This window comes from Streptomyces sp. NPDC042371 (assembly GCF_056437465.1).
Genome location: NZ_JBWKAP010000001.1, coordinates 1291299 through 1309137, shown reverse-complemented (window position 1 = coordinate 1309137; position 17839 = coordinate 1291299). Strand labels below are relative to the sequence as shown.

The window sequence follows — 17839 nt, the reverse complement described above, 5'->3', positions numbered from 1 at the left end:
GTGTGGGGGCTGTTACGGGCGGGGTTCTGTCTCTACTGCTGTGCAGCGCCATCTGCGGTCCGTTCCCAGCGTCAGGCGGAACGCCAGCGCCCGCAGCCTCGGGCCCGTTGCGATGCGGGCGAATACCTCGTACGTCTCGGGGTGCGGCTGGTAGTGGCCGATCCGGTGGATCGTGGGGCGGTGGCCGTCCGTGCAGAGCGGCCTCAGCTCCGCCAGGCGGGCCAGCTCGTCGAACGCCGTATTGGCGATGTGGCGGGCCACCCAGTGCATCGGGCGCTGGCCGCTGAGGACCAGGACGAGGCGTTCCGCGAAGATCTCTGTGGGGTGTGGGGGTGGTTGGGCGGGGATCGTGCGGGTGGCAGTGGCAGTGGCAGTAGGGGTGGGGGGTCGGTTTGTGGGGTGTGGGCGGCGGTGGTCAGTTCGGGTGGGTGGGCGGCCTGTGGGTGGGCGGGTTGTGGTCGGGCGGGGGCGGGGCCTTGTCATCACCTTGCGCATGGGGGGCCTCTCGCTGGTACCGGGGAGTAACTTTTCGTTGAGGGATCTTGTACGGGGGCGAGAGGTGGGGCGGCAAGGGGCGGGGAGGGGTGGTCGGGGTGGGGTGGGGGTTCACCTATCTGGGGGGGTGCGGGGGGCTGGAGGCGTTGGGGGCTCGGGGGCGGGGTGGGTGAAGGTCGGGGCGTTGGTTGACGGCTGGGAGGGGTGTGCGGGGAGCTCGATGGGGGACTCCCGCACGTATCCTGGAGGTCTTCCAGGCCCCTAGGTCCGCCCGCGTGCGGACACGGACGAAAGTGGTCAGCCATGCGCGTCTACGTTCCTCTGACCCTGCCCCGGCTCGCCGAGGCGTACGAGGCCGGGGAGCTGGGGCCAGGGCCGCTGGTCGCCTATGCCGTGACCCCCGCCCTGCGGGAGTGGTACGTCTCGGACGACATCGAGGAGCTCGAGTACGCGGCGTTGAACCGGGCGGCGGCGGCGTCGTTGCGGCTGGTCGCGGGGGATCCCGGGGCGGCGCGGCTGCGGGTGGTCGTCGCGGCCGACGTGCCGGACGGGGCGGCTGTGGCCGACCCCGACCGGGGGCTCGATCGGGGGGCGCTCGGGGAGGTGCGGATCGCCGAGGCGCTGCCGTTGGCCAAGGCGGCGGCCGTGCATGTGGACTCCGGGGACGCGGAGGGGGACGTGGCGGCGGCGGCTTCGGTGCTGGGGGCGGCGGATCAGGGAGACGATGATGCGCGGTTCGTGGTGGACGGGGTTGAGGATCATGAGCTGTTGTGGTTTGCGACGCAGGAGATTCCTGGGTTGATCGGGCGCTGAGGGGTCTGGCGGGGGCGCCTTGGGCGGTGTGCGCTTGGGGTTCGGTTGTGGGTGCGGGGCGTTTGCGGCTGCGGGGCGGTGGGCGTCTGCGCCTGGGGTTCGGTTGTGGGTGCGGGGCCGTGGGGGTATGTGCGTACTCGCTATCCCTGCGCCGCGCCTGATGAGCCTCTTGCCGTCAGGGTCGGCTCGGTGCTCCGTGCGCACATACCCCCACGTCCCCTCCCGTTTCGTACGCGGCTGCGGGTCGGTGGGTGTTGTGCCTGTGGCCGTGGTCCCTCCCGGCTCGCTTGCGCCTGCGTGGATGTCGGTCCGGGGGTGGGGGCGGGTAGGTTTTTGGGATGGGGAAGCTGCTGCGCGGGGCGCATATCGTGTGGGACTGGAACGGGACCTTGCTGCATGACATTCATGCGGTGATCGAGGCGACCAACGCCTCCTTTGCGGAGCTCGGGCTCGAGGCGATCACGTTGGAGCGGTATCGCGATCTGTACTGCGTGCCGATTCCTCGGTTCTATGAGCGGCTGATGGGGCGGCTGCCCACCGATGCCGAGTGGCAGGTCATGGACACCGTCTTCCACAAGCACTACTGGGCGCGTGCGGAGGCCTGCGGGCTGGCCGAGGGGGCGTCCGAGCTGTTGGCCGCGCGGCGGGCCGACGGGCGTACGCAGTCGTTGCTGTCGCTCGCCCCGCACGAGCGGCTGATTCCGATCGTGCGCAGGCACGGGATCCACGAGCACTTCGTACGGATCGACGGGCGGACCGACACGTCGCACGCCGGTAAGGCCGAGCGGATGGTGCGGCACCTGGAGGCCTTTGACGAGCCTCTCGATGTGGGGCGGGTCGTTGTCATCGGGGACGCCGTTGACGATGCCGTTGCCGCTGCTCATGTGGGGGCGCGGGCCGTTCTGTACACCGGGGGGTCACACAGTCGGGCGAGTCTGGAGCTTGCCGGGGTGCCCGTCGTCGACAGTCTCGATGAGGCCGTCGAGCAGGCCGAACGGCTCGTCGCCTGAGGGTGGTTGCGGGGGTTTCCGCTTACGCTCCGCGCCGTTCTGCGTACGCTGAGGTGGGATGCTCGGCCTGGCGGGACGACGTGACGGGGGCGGTTTCGCGATGGGTTTCGGCTTCGGGCAGCGGCGGGGTGGGCAACTCCCTGCCGAGTTGACCTCGTTCGTCGGACGGGTGGATGAACTGGCGCAGGTGCGCGCGGCGTTCGCGTACGCGCGGCTGGTGACGTTGGTGGGGCCGGGCGGGGTGGGCAAGAGCCGCACCGCGCTGCGGGCCGCCGCGGGGCTCGGGGAGCGGTTTCCTGATGGGGTGTGGCTGGCCGAGCTGTCCGCGCTGCGGGATCCGGAGCTGATTCCCGCGACGCTGGCCGCGGTCCTCGAACTGCCCGAGCAGTCGGGCATGGCGCCGCTCGACGCGGTGGTCGCGCATCTGCAGGGGCGGCGGCTGCTCATCGTGCTCGACACCTGTGAGCATCTGGTCGACGCGTGCGCGATGCTCTCCGACATCCTGCTGCGCGAAGCCGCCGACGTGTGTGTGCTCGCTACCAGTCGGCAGCCGTTGGACGTGCCGGGGGAGCACTGCTGTCCCGTCTCGCCGCTCGCGCCGGACGACGCGGTGGAGCTGTTCGCGCAGCGGGCCGCCGCCGTCGTGCCCGGGTTCCGCGTGGGCGTCGCGAACCGGGAGCGGCTGGCCGCGCTGGTGCATCGGCTCGACTGCATTCCCCTGGCTCTGGAGCTCGCCGCGGTGCGGTTGCGGGCCGTTTCGATCGAGGAGCTGGTGGCTCGGCTCGACGATCGGTTCCAGGTGCTGACCGGGGGGCGGCGTACTGCCCTGTCGCGGCATCAGACCCTGCGTACGGCCATTGACTGGTCGCACGACCTGTGCACCCCTGACGAGCAGGTGCTGTGGGCGCGGCTGTCCGTCTTCGCCGGGTCCTTCGAGCTGGCGGCGGCCGAGCAGGTCTGCGGGGACGAGAGCCTGCCCGTGGGGGAGGTCCTCGGGCAGCTCATCGGGCTCGTCGACAAGTCCGTGGTGCAGCGGCTCGGCGAGTCGGGGAGCCGGTACCGGCTTCTCGACACGCTGCGGGAGTACGGGGCCGAACGGCTCGGTGCGGTGGAGGGCGACGGGGGTGTCGCGCTTCGTGCGCGGCACTTTGCCTATTACCGGGACCTCGGGCGGCGGTTCGAGGACGGGTTGCTCGGTGCCGCGCAGCCCGCGCTGCACCGTGCCGTCCGTGCGGAGATGGCCGGGTTGCGGGCTGCTCTGGAGTACGCGTACGAGACCGACGGGCGGGCGCGGGAAGGGCTCCGGCTCGCCGCCAGGCTCTGGCCGCACTGGCGGGCCTCCGGGACGCTCTCGGAGGGCGGGTACTGGATCGAGAAGGGTCTTGAGCGCGTTCCCGAGGACTGTTCGGCGCGAGCCTGGGGGCTGCTGGCGACCGGTGCGTTCGGTGTCTGGACCGCGGATCTCGCGACCGCCGTCGAGCGGATGGCGCTGGCCCAGGAGTCCGCGGAGCGGGCGGGTGACGAGCAGGTCGCGCAGTTCGCGGAGGCGTACGCCCATGGGCTTGCTGCGCTGTGCGGTGACGCGGCAGGCCTTGAGCGGCTCGTGGACGTGCGGCGGCGGATGGTCGACAGCGACAACCGGCTCGGCCTGGTCGTCATGGGGTACGAGGCCGCCCTGCTGCGGGCCGTCCTCGGGGACACGGGCGGGGCGCTCGAACTGTGCGAGCAGGGGCTGAGCCTGCTGGAGGGCACGGGGGAGAGGCAGGTCTACGGGTCCACGCTGATGGCGCAGGGGCTCGTGCGGTGGCTCGCGGGGGAGCGGGAGGCGGGGGTCGTCTCGCTGCGCCGGGGGATGGAGGCGGCGGGCGAGGTCGACGAGATCCTCGTGGCCGCGATGTGCTGCCACGGGCTGGCGTGGGCGGCGGCGCACGAAGGGCGGCAGGTACGGGCCGCCTGGCTGTTCGGGTACGCGGAGAACGCGCGGCGGTTGGGCGGGGATCCGATCGGGATGCTGCCCTCGCTCCTGGAGCAGCAGGAGGCGGCTCGGAAGTCGGTGCGGGAGGCGTTGGGCGGCAAGCAGTTCGATCGGTGGCATGCGGTGGGGGCGCGGTTGTCCGGGCGGCAGGTTCTTGATGCGGTGCGGGGGGATGTGGATACGCCTGGGCGGGGGGTCGCGTCCGGGGCGGCCTCTGGGGCGGTGTCTGGGGGTGGGGCCGGGCGTCGCGTCGGGCGTGATGCGTTGACTCGGCGGGAGCGGGAAGTGGCCGTGCTCGTTGCGCAGGGGCTGTCGAATCGGGAGATCGCCGAGCGGCTCGTCATCTCCAAGCGGACTGCGGATGCGCATGTCGAGCACATCTTGGCGAAGTTGGGGGTGGGGTCGCGTACGGAGGTTGCGGGGGCGGTGGAGGTGGGGGGCGCGTAGGGCGGGGGTGCCTGGGGGTCTGGTGCGGGGTCCGGCGCGGGTGGGAGCTGGGTGGGGTGCCTTGGGGCGGGGCCGCGGGGGTATGTACGTACTCGCCATCCCTGCGGCCCCGCCACGTGTTTCCGAGCGCCGGCGTGTGCTCGGTGCTCCGTGCGCACATACCCCCGCGGCCCCTCCGGCGCGTCTGCGGCTGCGGCCCGGTGGGTGCTTCCGCGTTCCCTCCGTTTCGCGCGCGGCTGCCGCCCGGTGGGGGCTCTCTCCCGGCCGGGGTCCGGGGCCGGGGTGGGGCCTGCCCTCGCCGACAAGGGCAGGCCCCTGCTGGGGTCTGTCACCGGGGCGCGGGGTGCCATGACAGTGGTGGCCCTCGCCCCGAGTGGTGACGCAGGAGAGAGCCTGCCCGTCGGGTGGGTGTTCCGGCATCGGTATGCGTGAGGATCCGCATACCGATGTGTGGCGCGGCGGCGTCGGCTCCGTATACCTATGCGGAGCGTGTTGGTCCGGTTATGTCACCGGGGCCTTCGCGCGCAGGACCGTGAGGAACTCCCGCATCCAGCCCGAGTGGTCCGGCCACGCACGGGACGAGACCAGCGTGCCGTCCACCACCACCTCCGCGTCCTGGTAGGTCGCGCCCGCCGTCTGCATGTCCATCTCAAGGGCGGGGTACGCCGTGACCCTGCGGCCGCTGAGGCCGCCGATGGCGGCGGTGAGGAGCGGGCCGTGGCAGATCTGGGCCACCGGCTTGTCCGAGTCGAAGAAGGACTTGAGGATCTTGCGGAGCTCCGGGTCGTTGCGCAGGTACTCGGGGGCCCGGCCGCCCGGGATCACCAGGGCGGCGTACTGGCCGGGATCGACCTCCGAGAAGGCGAGATCCGCGGGCCAGGTGTAGCCCGGCTTCTCCGTGTACGTGTCGAAGCCCGGCTCGAAATCGTGCACCACGAACTGCAGCTTCTTGCGGGCCGGGGCCGCGATGTGGACGTCGTACCCCTCCTCGCGCAGCCGCTGGAAGGGGTAGAGGACTTCGAGTGACTCGGCCGCGTCGCCGGTCACGATCAGGATTTTCGCTGCCATTTCGCTGCGCTCCCCTCGGACGGGTGCCGCCTGCGCGGACCCTCAGGGCCCAACGTGCCCTTGCGGTGGCTCTTTGCCAAGAGGGAGTGGTGGCCGGGCGGACTGTGCAGACTGTCAAAGTTCGGAGCCTGCTTTTGTACACATACGGCTCATGACGGCTGCCCGGTGGGGGGCGATAGCCTGGACCCGTGATCAGCGCGATATCCCGCGGGGGCATGGATGCCCCCGCCCTGCGCCCGGGGAACACGGTGGACAACCGTGCCCGGGACCTCGCTGACGCTTCTTCGCGGTGCGGCCGACCCGGCCGAGCAAGCCATCCGTCAGTGGAATCGCTGAAAATGGCGGAAAGCTGTCCGCTCGCACATCACCGCGGCATAACGTCGAACCCGGCCGGAGACCCCGTGCCGCGGCGTTACGGCACATCACTTCCTTCTACGTCACGCAACGGCGCGCGACAGGAGTCAGAGGACAATGCAGACCAAGCTGGACGAAGCCAAGACCGAGCTGCTCGCGCGGGCCGCCCGGGTAGCTGAGAACAGCCCGGCCGGAGGGCGCCTACCGAGCGGTGCACCGACTGGGACGACGAGCGAGGCCACGCCGGATCAGGACATGGCTCTCGCGTTCCTCCAGCGGTACTACCTGCACACCGCCCCCGAGGATCTTGCGGACCGCGACCCGGTCGACGTCTTCGGAGCCGCCTTCTCCCACTACCGGCTCGCCGAGAACCGCCCCCAGGGGACGGCCAACGTGCGGGTCCACACCCCGACGGTCGAGGAGAACGGCTGGACCTGCAGCCACTCCGTCGTCGAGGTGGTCACCGACGACATGCCCTTCCTCGTCGACTCCGTCACCAATGAGCTGTCCCGGCAGGGGCGCGGCATCCACGTCGTGATCCACCCGCAGGTCGTGGTGCGCCGTGACGTGACCGGAAAGCTCCTGGAGGTGCTGAGCCCCGAGGCCGGTGCCGAGCTGCCGCACGACGCGTTCGTCGAGTCGTGGATCCACGTCGAGATGGACCGCGAGACCGACCGCGCGGACCTGAAGCAGATCACCGCCGATCTGCTGCGGATCCTCAGCGACGTCCGGGAGACCGTCGAGGACTGGGACAAGATGCGCGACGCCGCGCTGCGCATCGCCGACGAGCTGCCCGCCGAGCCCACCGCGGGCGATCTGCCCGACCAGGAGGTCGGGGAGGCCCGCGAGCTGCTGCGCTGGCTGGCCGACAACCACTTCACCTTCCTGGGCTTCCGCGAGTACACCCTCACGGACGAGGACTCCCTCGCCGCCGTCCCCGGCACCGGCCTCGGCATCCTGCGCGCCGACCCGCAGCACGACGGCGACGACCACCACCCGGTGAGCCCGTCCTTCAACCGGCTGCCCGCCGACGCGCGCGCCAAGGCCCGTGAGCACCGGCTCCTGGTCCTCACCAAGGCGAACAGCCGGGCCACCGTGCACCGCCCCAGCTACCTCGACTACGTCGGCGTGAAGAAGTTCGACGCCGAGGGCAACGTGGTGGGGGAGCGGCGCTTCCTCGGGCTCTTCTCGTCCGCCGCGTACACCGAGTCCGTGCGGCGCGTGCCCGTCATCCGCCGCAAGGTCGCCGAGGTGCTGAAGGGCGCCGGGTTCTCCGCCAACAGCCACGACGGGCGCGACCTGCTCCAGATCCTGGAGACCTACCCGCGCGACGAGCTCTTCCAGACGCCCGCCGATGAGCTGCGGTCCATCGTGACGAGTGTTCTCTATCTGCAGGAGCGGCGGCGGCTGCGGCTCTACCTGCGCAAGGACGAGTACGGGCGTTACTACTCCGCCCTCGTCTACCTGCCGCGCGACCGCTACACCACCGGCGTCCGGCTGCGGATCATCGACATCCTCAAGGAGGAGCTGAACGGCGCCAGCGTCGACTTCACCGCCTGGAACACGGAGTCGATCCTCTCCCGCATCCACTTCGTGGTGAGGGTGCCCAAGGGCGCCGAGGTCCCCGACCTCTCGGACGCCGACATCGAGCGCATCGAGGGACGCCTCGTCGAGGCCGCCCGCTCCTGGGCCGACGGCTTCGCGGAGGCGCTGACCGCCGAGTGCGGCGAGGAGCGCGCCGCCGAGCTGCTCCGCCAGTACGGGGGCGCCTTCCCCGAGGGGTACAAGGCCGACCACACGCCGCGCGCCGCCGTCGCCGACCTCCAGCACCTGGAGCAGCTCACCCAGGGCGACAAGGACTTCGCGCTCTCCCTGTACGAGCCGGTGGGCGCCGCCCCCGGCGAGCGCCGTTTCAAGATCTACCGCACGGGCGGCCAGGTCTCGCTCTCCGCCGTCCTGCCGGTGCTGCAGCGCCTGGGCGTCGAGGTCACCGACGAGCGTCCGTACGAACTGCGCTGCACGGACCGTACGAACGCGTGGATCTACGACTTCGGGCTGCGCCTGCCCAAGGCGCAGAACGGCAACGGGGACTACCTCGGCGACGACGGCCGCGAGCGCTTCCAGGAGGCCTTCGCCGCCGCCTGGACCGGTGCCGCCGAGGTCGACGGGTTCAACTCGCTGGTGCTCGGGGCCGGTCTCAACTGGCGTCAGGCGATGGTGCTGCGGGCCTACGCGAAGTACCTGCGCCAGGCCGGTGCGACGTTCAGCCAGGAGTACATGGAGGACACCCTCCGCAACAACGTCCACACCACCCGGCTGCTCGTCTCGCTCTTCGAGGCGCGCATGTCGCCGGACCGCCAGCGCGCCGGGACCGAGCTGACCGACGGGCTCCTGGAGGAGCTGGACGGCGCCCTGGACCAGGTCGCCTCGCTGGACGAGGACCGGATCCTGCGGTCCTTCCTCACCGTCATCAAGGCGACGCTGCGCACCAACTTCTTCCAGGAGGCGGAAGGCGGCAAGTCGCACAACTACGTCTCCATGAAGTTCGACCCGCAGGCCATCCCCGACCTGCCCGCGCCCCGTCCCGCGTACGAGATCTGGGTGTACTCGCCCCGCGTCGAGGGCGTCCACCTGCGCTTCGGCAAGGTCGCGCGCGGCGGTCTGCGCTGGTCCGACCGGAAGGAAGACTTCCGGACCGAGATCCTGGGCCTCGTGAAGGCACAGATGGTGAAGAACACCGTCATCGTGCCCGTCGGCGCCAAGGGCGGCTTCGTCGCCAAGCAGCTGCCCGACCCGGCGGAGGACCGCGACGCGTGGCTGGCGGAGGGCGTCGCCTGCTACAAGACGTTCATCTCGGCACTGCTCGACATCACCGACAACCTGGTGGCCGGAGAGGTCGTGCCCCCGGCGGACGTCGTCCGGCACGACGAGGACGACACCTATCTCGTCGTCGCCGCCGACAAGGGCACGGCGACGTTCTCCGACATCGCCAACCAGGTCGCCGAGTCGTACAACTTCTGGCTGGGCGACGCCTTCGCCTCCGGCGGCTCCGCCGGGTACGACCACAAGGGCATGGGCATCACCGCCCGCGGCGCCTGGGAGTCCGTCAAGCGGCACTTCCGCGAGCTGGGCACCGACACCCAGTCCGAGGACTTCACGGTCGTCGGCGTCGGTGACATGTCCGGTGACGTGTTCGGCAACGGCATGCTGCTCTCCGAGCACATCCGCCTCGTCGCCGCCTTCGACCACCGGCACATCTTCATCGACCCGCGGCCGGACGCCGAGACCTCGTACGCCGAGCGCCGCCGCCTCTTCGAGCTGCCGCGCTCGTCCTGGGCCGACTACAAGAAGGAGCTGCTCTCCGCGGGCGGCGGGATCTTCCCGCGCAGCGCCAAGGCGATCCAGCTCAACGCCCACATCCGCGAGGCCCTCGGCATCGAGACCGGCGTCGCCAAGATGACCCCGGCCGACCTGATGAAGGCCATCCTCCAGGCGCCCGTCGACCTGCTGTGGAACGGCGGCATCGGTACGTACGTGAAGTCGTCCGCCGAGTCGAACGCGGACGTCGGCGACAAGGCCAACGACGCGATCCGCGTGGACGGCCAGGACCTGCGCGTCAAGGTCGTCGGCGAGGGCGGCAACCTCGGTCTGACCCAGCTGGGCCGCATCGAGTTCGCGCGCTCCGGCGGCCGCATCAACACCGACGCGATCGACAACAGCGCGGGCGTGGACACCTCCGACCACGAGGTGAACATCAAGATCCTGCTCAACGCGGTCGTCGCCAACGGCGACATGACGGTCAAGCAGCGCAACAAGCTGCTCGCCGAGATGACCGACGAGGTCGGCCACCTGGTCCTGCGCAACAACTACGCGCAGAACACCGCGCTGGCCAACGCCGTCTTCCAGTCGCCGTCCCTGCTCCACGCCCACCAGCGCTTCATGCGCAGGCTCGGCAAGCAGGGCCACCTCGACCGGGGCCTGGAGTTCCTGCCCAACGACCGGCAGATCCGCGAGCTGCTCAACTCCGGCCGCGGCCTCTCCCAGCCCGAGCTCGCCGTGCTCCTCGCCTACACGAAGATCACGGCCGCGGACGAGCTGATCCAGACGACGCTGCCCGACGACCCGTACCTGCAGCGCCTCCTTCACGCGTACTTCCCGAAGGCGCTGCACGAGAAGTTCCCCGAGCAGGTCGACGGGCACGCGCTGCGCCGCGAGATCGTCACCACCGTCCTCGTCAACGACACGGTGAACAGCGCCGGCTCGACCTTCCTGCACCGGCTGCGGGAGGAGACGGGCGCCTCGCTGGAGGAGATCGTGCGGGCCCAGACGGCCGCCCGGGAGATCTTCGGCCTCGGTGAGGTGTGGGACGCGGTCGAGGCGCTCGACAATGTCGTCGCCGCCGACGTCCAGACCCGGATCCGGCTGCACTCGCGCCGCCTCGTCGAGCGCGGCTCGCGCTGGCTGCTCAACAACCGGCCGCAGCCGCTGCAGCTCGCCGAGACCATCGCCTTCTTCAGCGAGGGCGTCACCGAGGTCTGGGCCGAGCTGCCGAAGCTGCTCCGCGGCTCCGACCAGGAGTGGTACCAGAGCATCCGTGACGAGCTGACCGGCGTGGGCGTCCCCGACGAGCTCGCCCAGCGCGTCGCCGGATTCTCGTCCGCCTTCCCCGCGCTCGACATCGTCGCGATCGCCGACCGCACGGGCAAGGAGCCGATGGCCGTCGCCGAGGTCTACTACGACCTCGCCGACCGGCTGCACATCACCCAGCTCATGGACCGCATCATCGAGCTGCCGCGGGCCGACCGCTGGCAGTCCATGGCGCGCGCCTCCATCCGCGAGGACCTCTACGCGGCGCACGCCGCACTGACGGCGGACATCCTCGCCGTCGGTGACGGCGCGGCCACGCCGGAGCAGCGCTTCAAGGCGTGGGAGGAGAAGAACGCCCCGATCCTGAGCCGGGCGCGGACGACGCTGGAGGAGATCCAGAGCTCGGACGCGTTCGACCTGGCGAATCTGTCGGTGGCGATGCGGACGATGCGTACGTTGCTGCGCACGCACTCGTAGTTCTTCGGCAGCAGGTGTATGGGGGCGCCCCGGGCCTTTCGGCCCGGGGCGCCCCCATGTGTGTCCCCGAGTGCGTGGTGGCGGGATTGGTTGCCTCCGCGGCACGGAAAGGGTGATGAGATTCGCCATAACCCATCAATTCAGACATTTGGTCTAAGGTGGGTGAGATTGTCTGATGACGGTGCCCGCTGGCGGCGCCTGCTGACGGTGCTGGACACGAAGCGCACGGAAGGTCGCGGTAAGGCGATGACGGAAGCCATTCTGCTGGTCGGCGGGCAGGGCACCCGGCTGCGGCCGGTCACGGTCCACACGCCGAAGCCGATGGTCCCGGCGGCCGGTGTCCCCTTCCTCGCGCACCAGCTCGCCCGCCTCGCGGCCGCAGGCGTCGACCACGTCGTGATGGCCACCTGCTACCTCGCCGAGGTCTTCGAACCGCACTTCGGCGACGGATCGGCGTACGGCCTGGAACTGGAGTACGTCGTCGAGGACGAGCCCCTGGGCACCGGCGGCGCCATCCGCAACGCCGCGGCACGGCTGCGGTGCGGGGGCGACGAGCCCGTCCTCGTGTTCAACGGCGACATCCTCAGCGGCCTCGACGTCCGCGGCCTGGTCGCCACGCACGTGCGGCGCGACGCCGACGTCACGCTCCACCTCGCCCGCGTCGACGACCCCCGCGCCTTCGGGCTCGTGCCGACCGACGACGACGGCCGCGTCCTCGCGTTCACCGAGAAGCCGACGGCGCCCGAGGAGATCGTCACGGACCAGATCAACGCGGGGGCGTACGTCTTCCGCAGGTCCGTGATCGACGCGATTCCGCAGGGGCGTGCCGTGTCGGTGGAGCGGGAGACCTTCCCGGCGCTGCTCGCCCGGGGCGCGTATCTGCACGGGCAGGTCGAGAACACCTACTGGCTGGACCTCGGCCGCCCCGAGGCGCTCGTCCAGGCCTCGGCCGATCTCGTACGCGGCGTCGTCGACTCGCCCGCACTGCCGGGGGAGCGGGGCGAGTCCCTGGTGCTGCCCGGCGCCGAGGTCGCGCCGGACGCCAGCCTCGCCGCGGGGACCGTCGTGGGCGCGGGTGCCCGGATCGGGGCCGGGGCGCTCGTGCACGGCTCGGTCGTGCTGGACGGCGCGGAGGTCGGGGCGGGCGCCGACGTCCGGCTGAGCCTGGTCGGGGCGGGCGCCCGCATCGGCCGTCGTACCGTCCTGCACGGCGCGGTCGTGGGGGACGGGGCACAGGTGGGGGCCGACAACGAACTGCGGACCGGGGCGCGGGTGTGGTGCGAGGCGGTGCTGCCCGACGCGGCGCTGCGCTTCTCGCCCGACGTGCCGACCGGTTCCCGTACCACCGAAGGGCTGTGAGCAGTAACCGTGAACTTCCCCCAGAACCCCCAGACCTCCCGGACTCCTTCGTGCGACGTGTCCGAGAGCCTCGCCGCCCGGCTGCCCGAGGCGTGGGCCGCGACCCCGCTGACCGTCGTCATGCCCACGTACAACGAAGCGGGCAGCCTGCCCGGCATGGCCGAGGCCCTCATGGCGCTCCCCCTGCCCGGCCTGCGCCTCCTCGTCGTCGACGACTCCAGCCCCGACGGCACGGGACAGATCGCCGAACGCTTCGCCGAGCGGTACGGCAGCGCCCGCATGAGCGTCCTGCACCGCACCGAGAAGGACGGCCTCGGCCGCGCCTACGCGGCAGGCATGGCGCAGGCCGTCGCCGAGGGCGCGCACTACGTCCTGCAGATGGACGCCGACGGCAGCCACCCCGTGGAGAAGGCCGCCGAACTGCTCGGCGTCGCCCTCGCCACGGACGCGGGCGTCGTCATCGGCAGCCGCTACGTCCAGGGCGGCACGCTCTCCGACGCGTGGGGCGCCCACCGCAAACTGCTCTCCCGCTGGGCCAACGCCTACGCGGGCACCATCCTCGGCACCCGCGTCCGCGACATCACCGGCGGCTTCAACTTGTGGCGCGCCGACGCGCTGCGCGCGATCGACCTCGCCTCCGTGGACAGCGCGGGCTACAGCTTCCAGGTCGAGATGAAGTACCGCGCGCTGCGCCGCGGCTTCGGCGTCATGGAGGTGCCGATCCACTTCGAGGACCGCACGGTCGGCGAGTCGAAGATGAACCTGATGGTGCAGCTGGAGTCCGTCGTCATGCCGTGGAAGCTGCGGCTGGACGGGAGAGCGCGGGGGCGCGGGCGCGGTGCGGGGGTACGTGGATGAGTACGCCCACCCTGCACGAGCCGCGGTCGCCAGCTACGGCGGCTGTGGCTGCTGCTCCAACCGCTCCCCCCGCTGCACCTGCGCCGCCCGGCGGGGGCCGTCTCACCCTCGCCCGCCTGCGCAGGCTGTTCCTCGAGGTCGTGAAGTTCGGCGTCGTCGGCGGCAGCGGCGTGGCCGTGAACCTCGTCGTCTTCAACCTGCTGCTGCACGGCGCGTCCTCGGGCCCGATGACGGCGACGGTGCTGGCCAGCTGTGTCGCCATGGGCACGAACTACCTGGGCTTCCGCTTCTTCGCGTACCGCGACCGCGCCTCCCGTACGAAGCGGCAGATCGCGCTCTTCTTCGCCTTCAGCGGGGTCGGCGTGGCGATGGAGAGTCTCCTGTTCTACGGGGCGTACCACGGCGCGGGCATGAGCGGCCCGCTCGGCTCGAACATCGCCAAGGCCCTCTCGATCGTCCTCGCCTCGGCGTTCCGTTTCCTGGTCTACCGGACGTGGGTCTTCCAGCACGATGCGCGTCGCCAGTAAGTCGGCCATACGACGGGCCGCCTGGGTGGCGGCGGCCCTCCTCCTCGTCCTGCTCCTCCTCGTGATCGTCCGCCTGCCCTGGGCGGGCGACCTCGGCATCCACGCGGCGACGATCGAGCGCCTGCGCCACCACCTCGCCGACCCGGGCAATCCCCTGGTCGCCGCGGACACCCCGAGCCCGTACTACTCCCCGTGGATGCTGCTGCTCGGCTGCCTGGCGAAGGTGACCGGGCTCGGCACGTTCGTGGTGCTGCGGGTGGCCGCGCTGGTGGGTCTCGGCCTACTGGCGACGGGTGTCGTCCAATTCGTCCGCACCTTCAGCGCGAGGCGGGCGGCGCCGCCCCTGGCGCTGCTGTGTCTGGTCCTGCTCTGGGGCCCGGCGCTGTTCAAGTGGAGCGGTTTCCTCGGCCTCAACTCGCTCGCCCTGACGATCTCCTACCCGAGTACGTTCGCGCTCGGGCTCTCCTTCCACTTCTGGGCGCTGCTGCGGAAGGCGCTGCGGGGGAGCGGAACGGGGTGGGGCATCTGGTGGGGCCTGGGGCTGCTCTGGTCGGTCATCCTCCTCAGCCACCAGTTCACGGGGGTCGTCGCGTCGTGCGGCGGGCTCGCGATGGTGCTCGGGGCGCGGCCGTGGCCGTCGCGGGCGGTGCTGGTGCGGCTGGGCGGAGGGCTGGTACTCGGCCTCGCCGTGCTGGCGCTCTGGCCCTACTACTCCTTCTTCGACCTCTTCGGGGCGGGGAGCCTGGAGCAGATCCACCGCTCGCTCTACCGGCACCTGCTCCCGCACTTCGGCCTGGCCCTGCTGGGCGTGGTGGCCCTCGCGCTGCGCTGGCGCCGGGACCGCCGGGACCCTCTCGTCCTCTTCTTCCTCCTCGGCGCGGCGATGTTCGCGGCGGGCGGCCTGACCGGCCACTACTCGTGGGGCAGGGTGCTGCCCGCGGCTCTGATCCCGGCCCAACTTGCGGCGGCGCTTGAGGTCTTCGAGGTCTTCGAGGTGGGCCGTGCGGGGGTGCGTCGCGCGTTCGCGGGGCTGCTGGGCGCGGCGCTGCTCGTCGGCGCGTGGACGCAGGCGGGCACGCTCGGCTACGCGGTGCCGCGCGATGCGCTGCCGGCGCGGGTCGCCGCCAAGTACAAGCCCCCGTGGCCGGGTTACCACTGGCTGGCCCAGAAGGTGGAGTACGGCGACGTGGTGATGGCGAAGACGTTCCCGTCCCGCCAGATCCCGGCGTACGGCCCCTACACGGTGGCCCCCGGCTACCCGGACTTCTTCCTGCCGGACCAGGCGGAGCGGGTCGCCGCGGTGCGTGACTATTTCGCGGCGGGAACGCCGCGGGCGGAACGGCTGGACATCTTGCGGCGGTACGGGGTGCGGTGGGTCGTGGAGTATCCGGGGGACGGGGGGCTGCGGGCCGATGACTCTGCCTTGCGGCGGGCGGCTACGGGGCCCAAGGGGCAGGTTCTTTATGAGGTGCGGGGCTGAGGTGTTCGCTCTGGCGGCGGAGTCCGTCCCGTCGTCAGCCTGTCATCCGACGTTGATCTCGTAGCGGAGCTGTTGGCGGTGGGCGGGCATGACCATCAGGTCGGCCTGGATGGGGCGGTCTTCGGCGTCGAACGTCACCCGGTGCAGATGAAGGACCGGCTCGGCCGGGCCCAGGCGGAGGGCCGTGCGTTCGTCGGCGTCGGGCATGCGGGCGGTCACGTCCTCTCGGACGCGTACGCCGACGTGGCCCAGCCCGGCTAGGAGCGTCACGGCGCCGCCGCGGATCTTGCCCGTCTCGGCGAGAGGCGTGCCGCGGGCGATGGCGACGGGGTAGTACGTGTCCGTCAATTCACAGGGGGCACCGTCGAGTTCGATGATGCGGCGGCGTACGACGACGGGGTCTCCGGGGGTGATGCGGAGGAGGGCCGATACGTCGTCCGGGGCGGGGATCTCGCCTGCGTGGGCGATGCGTTGGGTGCCCGCGCCTCCGCGGGCGGCTGCCTCTTCGCCCCAGGCGTCGGGTTGCCCTTTCGCCCGGGGCTTCAGGTACGGCATCGATGTGCTGACCCACATGCTGTCGCTGCCGCTCACGGTGTCCTCCTGTGTGGCCGGTGGCGGGGGCCTTGCAGCATTGCACGGTAAGCGAAGCATGCGGGGTGGTCCCTGCGGAGCGGGGGTGTGGCGCCCTGGGCGTGACCGCCAGGTTGGGTGGGGAAGGGCGGCTGCTTGGAGTGTGGCGGGTGTGTGGGATTGGGAGGTTGGCGGGTGTGTGGCGGGGAGTTGGGGAGGGGGCGGTCACATGGTGGGTGGGGGCCGGGTGGCCCTCGGTCCATGTGGCCGCCCCCTCGTGCCAGGAGGTGAGGCTCCGGCGGGGTCCCTTAGGGGCAGGTGACCAGGATTATTGAGACTGCTGTGCAGGTCACCGATGCCTTGTCGTTCGTGGGGGTCGGGTCTGTGGGGGCTGAGGCTGTGCGTTCAGCCGTTACCTTGACCGGGCCCAGGGTGAGAAGGCTTAGGGGGACTCGGAACGTTTTGGGGGTGGATGCGTTCGCCGGGATGGGGGCGTACGTGCACGTCACCGTCGTGCCCGATGTCGTGCATCCGGGGGACAGGTTCGTGGCCCTCGCGCCCGGCGGAAGCTTTGCCGTGAGCGTTGCCGATGTGGCGGTCGAGGGGCCCGTGTTGTGGGCCGTCAGGGTGTAGGTGAGGTACGGGACCAGGATGCTCAGGTACGGCTTGGCCGTCAGGTCTACGGCTATGTCCGCCTGCGCGGCGGGTGGCGTTGCGGTGAAGGCCATGCCGTACGGGCCCGTGAAGCCGCCGATCGTGTCGGTGACCGCGTTCGTTGCGGGGGCGATCACCGAGACCGTGTCGTCCGCGATGTTGGCCGCGTAGACCGCCGTACCGGACGGGTCCGCCTCGACCCTGACCGGGCCGTCGCCGACCGGGACGGTCGCCGTCACCGCATTCGTCGCCGTGTCGATCACCTTCACGTCGCCGCTGCCGCGGTCCGCGACGTACGCCCGGCTGCCCGACGGGGCGAACGTGACGCTGTTCGGAGTGCCCCCGACCGGGATCGTGGCACTCACCGTGTTCGTTGCCGTGTCCAGTACCGAGACCGAGTTGCCGTTGTTGTTCGTGACGTAGGCCGAGGCCCCGGAGGGGCTGACCGCCACTCCGGCCGGGGCGGCCCCCACCGGGACCGTCGCCGTGACCGTGTTCGTCGCGGTGTCCAGTACCGAGACCGAGTTGTCGTTGTTGTTCGTGACGTAGGCGGAGGCTCCCGAGGGGGTGATCGCCACGCCGTTCGGGGACTCCCCTACCGGGATCGTCGCCGTCACCGCATTCGTCGCCGTGTCGATCACCGAGACCGTCGTCCCGCCGCTGTTCGCCACGTACGCGCGGGATCCCGACGGGGTCACGGCCACGTTCAGGGGGTTGTTGCCGACCGGGACGGTCGCCGTGACCGCGTCGGTGTCCGTGTCGATGACCGAGACCGTGGCCTCGTCGAAGTTCGTGACGTAGGCCCGCTTCTTGGTGGGCGCGATCGCCACGCCCACGGGGCTGTTCCCGACCGTGATGGTGTCGGTGACGGTCTTCGTGCTCGTGTCGACCACGGAGACCGTGTCGCCGTGGAAGTTGGCCACGTAGGCCGAGGGACCGGCGGCCGCCTGCGCTGGCGCGGGGAGCGCCACCAGGCCTGCCAGGGCCAGCGCGGTGCCCGCGGTGACGGAAACCAGTCGGTTTCCCCAGGCGGAGGGTCTGGAGAGTGCACGGGTCATGGGACTTCCCCCCTTCGGCGACGCCCTGTGACGTCACGTCACCGGCATCTTCCCGCCACTCCCACCCCTCAGGGGCCGAATCCCCACGGTTGTCCGAATACGGCGAT

12 protein-coding genes are annotated in these 17839 nt (G+C 71.1%); 8 read left to right on the top strand and 4 right to left on the bottom strand.

Features of this window, described 5'->3' with window-relative positions:
- Positions 1–12: 12 nt before the first annotated feature.
- Positions 13–261, bottom strand: a complete 249-nt coding sequence (locus AC068B_RS05695) for an Rv3235 family protein (RefSeq protein WP_478669168.1) — start codon at positions 259–261, stop codon at positions 13–15.
- A 537-nt stretch (positions 262–798) separates the two neighbouring features.
- Between AC068B_RS05695 and AC068B_RS05690 the strand changes: the two genes are divergently transcribed.
- The 3 genes from AC068B_RS05690 to AC068B_RS05680 all read left to right on the top strand — a co-directional run bounded on the left by AC068B_RS05690 (position 799) and on the right by AC068B_RS05680 (position 4740).
- Positions 799–1308, top strand: coding sequence for a DUF6912 family protein (locus tag AC068B_RS05690; protein WP_478669167.1), 510 nt, complete (start codon positions 799–801; stop codon positions 1306–1308).
- A 338-nt stretch (positions 1309–1646) separates the two neighbouring features.
- Positions 1647–2318 (top strand): HAD family hydrolase, encoded by a 672-nt coding sequence (locus AC068B_RS05685; protein ID WP_478669165.1) that lies wholly within the window; start codon positions 1647–1649, stop codon positions 2316–2318.
- 100 nt (positions 2319–2418) lie between these two features.
- Positions 2419–4740 carry an ATP-binding protein gene (locus AC068B_RS05680; protein ID WP_478669290.1) on the top strand — a complete coding sequence of 774 codons (2322 nt, stop codon included), beginning with the start codon at positions 2419–2421 and terminating at the stop codon, positions 4738–4740.
- Between the two features lie 501 nt (positions 4741–5241).
- Here the strand turns inward: AC068B_RS05680 and AC068B_RS05675 are convergent.
- Positions 5242–5808 carry a DJ-1/PfpI family protein gene (locus tag AC068B_RS05675; protein WP_478669164.1) on the bottom strand — a complete coding sequence of 189 codons (567 nt, stop codon included), beginning with the start codon at positions 5806–5808 and terminating at the stop codon, positions 5242–5244.
- Between the two features lie 471 nt (positions 5809–6279).
- Between AC068B_RS05675 and AC068B_RS05670 the strand changes: the two genes are divergently transcribed.
- From AC068B_RS05670 to AC068B_RS05650, 5 genes are all read left to right on the top strand, one after another.
- On the top strand, positions 6280–11226 hold the full coding sequence (locus AC068B_RS05670) for an NAD-glutamate dehydrogenase (protein WP_478669163.1): 4947 nt from the start codon (positions 6280–6282) through the stop codon (positions 11224–11226).
- Positions 11227–11472: 246 nt separating this feature from the next.
- Positions 11473–12585 carry a mannose-1-phosphate guanylyltransferase gene (gene manB, locus AC068B_RS05665; RefSeq protein WP_478669288.1) on the top strand — a complete coding sequence of 371 codons (1113 nt, stop codon included), beginning with the start codon at positions 11473–11475 and terminating at the stop codon, positions 12583–12585.
- A 57-nt stretch (positions 12586–12642) separates the two neighbouring features.
- Positions 12643–13443 carry a polyprenol monophosphomannose synthase gene (locus tag AC068B_RS05660; protein WP_478669286.1) on the top strand — a complete coding sequence of 267 codons (801 nt, stop codon included), beginning with the start codon at positions 12643–12645 and terminating at the stop codon, positions 13441–13443.
- 44 nt (positions 13444–13487) lie between these two features.
- Positions 13488–13970, top strand: coding sequence for a GtrA family protein (locus AC068B_RS05655; protein ID WP_478669161.1), 483 nt, complete (start codon positions 13488–13490; stop codon positions 13968–13970).
- Positions 13954–15450, top strand: a complete 1497-nt coding sequence (locus AC068B_RS05650) for a hypothetical protein (protein ID WP_478669160.1) — start codon at positions 13954–13956, stop codon at positions 15448–15450. Before AC068B_RS05655 ends, AC068B_RS05650 begins: the two co-directional genes overlap by 17 nt.
- A 42-nt stretch (positions 15451–15492) precedes the next feature.
- Here the strand turns inward: AC068B_RS05650 and AC068B_RS05645 are convergent, their stop codons facing one another.
- Entirely contained in the window at positions 15493–16023 is a 531-nt protein-coding gene (locus AC068B_RS05645; protein ID WP_478669285.1) for a GntR family transcriptional regulator, read from the bottom strand.
- Positions 16024–16328: 305 nt separating this feature from the next.
- A complete protein-coding gene (locus tag AC068B_RS05640; RefSeq protein WP_478669158.1) occupies positions 16329–17732 on the bottom strand; it encodes a beta-propeller fold lactonase family protein in 1404 nt (467 codons plus the stop codon).
- Positions 17733–17839: the final 107 nt, after the last annotated feature.